Genomic DNA, 1,576 nt, shown 5'->3' on the forward strand with positions numbered 1-1,576 from the left:
TCGAAGACTTTTTGCAGGAAGCCACGCTCGATACTCTTGCGCTTCAGGCGCAAATCGCGCATGGCTTCGAAGAAGGTATTCTGCTCGGGATTGCTGGTGGCGCGGTCGGCCATCTCGAACAGGGTATCGTCGGCATTGTCGAACAGCGCCTGCAGGGCCTGCTTGAGCTGTTGCGCAGCTTTGTCACGCACTTGGATGAGCGCCACGGGCAGCCTTCCTACCGGCGAAGTGTGAGACTGCTCGGAGGCCACCTTGCTCAGGTGCACCACTTTCGCATCAGTCTTCATTGCGAGTCTCCTGCAGACTGCCCCTCTTGGGCGACCGATCTGCACAGCGATCAACTGAGCGTCATCCGTAACGTCAAAACCCTGGCGCCAATATTTATAAAAGTAAAGCCATTATAGGGATGTGCCCGCACATACCAAGCTGACTTTTCTTTCAGACATGACCCAAGTCACAGATGCAACGCACCAGCCTCCCAACGGCTACCCACACGACATTCGACCACTGCCGTCGAAAACCACTGCATATGACCCTCACCCAGGGGAGCGGCGCAATACCTATCAACCCCTCCGCCAGCGAGGCCTGCCACTGATTAGCATAGCCCCTGGCTATCCGGCAGCCAGCGCCGCCACGGACACCCGCCGACAAGGATGGCACGGCCCACGGCCCATCCGTAACAGGCACGCCGCCTGGACGAGCACGGGCCTTAGCAACCGTTCATCCGATAAACACCAGTCAATCCCGCTGCATCGGCCGCCGGCTATCCCTATAATCGCCCGACCCAGACCGTGGAGCCCGTCATGCCCAATCTCACCCTCGCCGACCTGACCGCCGAAATCGAGGCCAACGTGCGCCGCGCCCTGGCCGAGGACATTGGCAGCGGCGACATCACCGCCCAACTGATCCCCGCCGAACGCCTGGCCCACGCCACCGTGATCACCCGCGAAGCCGCGGTGATCTGCGGCACCGCCTGGGTCGACGCGGTATTTCGCCGACTCGACCCGCGCGTGGCGGTGCACTGGCAAGTCCGCGATGGCCAGCGCGTCGCGCCCAACCAGGCCCTGTTCCACCTGGAAGGCCCGGCGCGCGCCCTGCTCAGCGGCGAACGCAGCGCCCTGAACTTCCTGCAGACCCTTTCCGCCGTGGCGACCCGCTGCCAGCACTATGCCGACCTGGTGCAGGGCACCGCGGTGAAACTGCTCGACACCCGCAAGACCCTGCCCGGCCTGCGCCTGGCGCAGAAATACGCGGTCACCTGCGGCGGCTGCCACAACCACCGCATCGGCCTGTACGACGCCTTCCTGATCAAGGAAAACCACATCGCCGCCTGCGGCGGCATCGCGGCAACCGTACAAGCCGCCCACGCCATCGCCCCCGGCAAACCGGTGGAAGTCGAAGTGGAAAGCCTGGAAGAACTGCGCGAAGCCCTCGACGCCGGCGCCGACATCGTCATGCTCGACGAACTGTCGCTGGACGACATGCGCCGCGCCGTCGCCCTCAACCAGGGCCGCGCCAAGCTGGAAGCCTCCGGCGGGATCAACGAGAGCACCCTGCGCACGATCGCCGAGACCGG

General features: G+C 64.1%; 2 protein-coding genes. One reads left to right on the forward strand and one right to left on the reverse strand.

All coding sequences use genetic code 11. From position 1 onward, the window contains the following. Nucleotides 1-287 (reverse strand): DUF1631 family protein (locus V6M61_RS12925; RefSeq protein WP_332776984.1); only part of this gene is annotated, 287 nt, incomplete at its 3' end. A gap of 516 nt (nucleotides 288-803) precedes the next feature. Between V6M61_RS12925 and nadC the strand changes: the two genes are divergently transcribed. Continuing rightward, the coding region (gene nadC / locus V6M61_RS12930; protein ID WP_332776985.1) for a carboxylating nicotinate-nucleotide diphosphorylase at nucleotides 804-1,576 on the forward strand (773 nt) is incomplete at its 3' end.

It is taken from the genome of Polaromonas sp. (genome assembly GCF_036676035.1).
Taxonomy (GTDB): Bacteria; Pseudomonadota; Gammaproteobacteria; order Burkholderiales; family Burkholderiaceae_C; genus Polaromonas.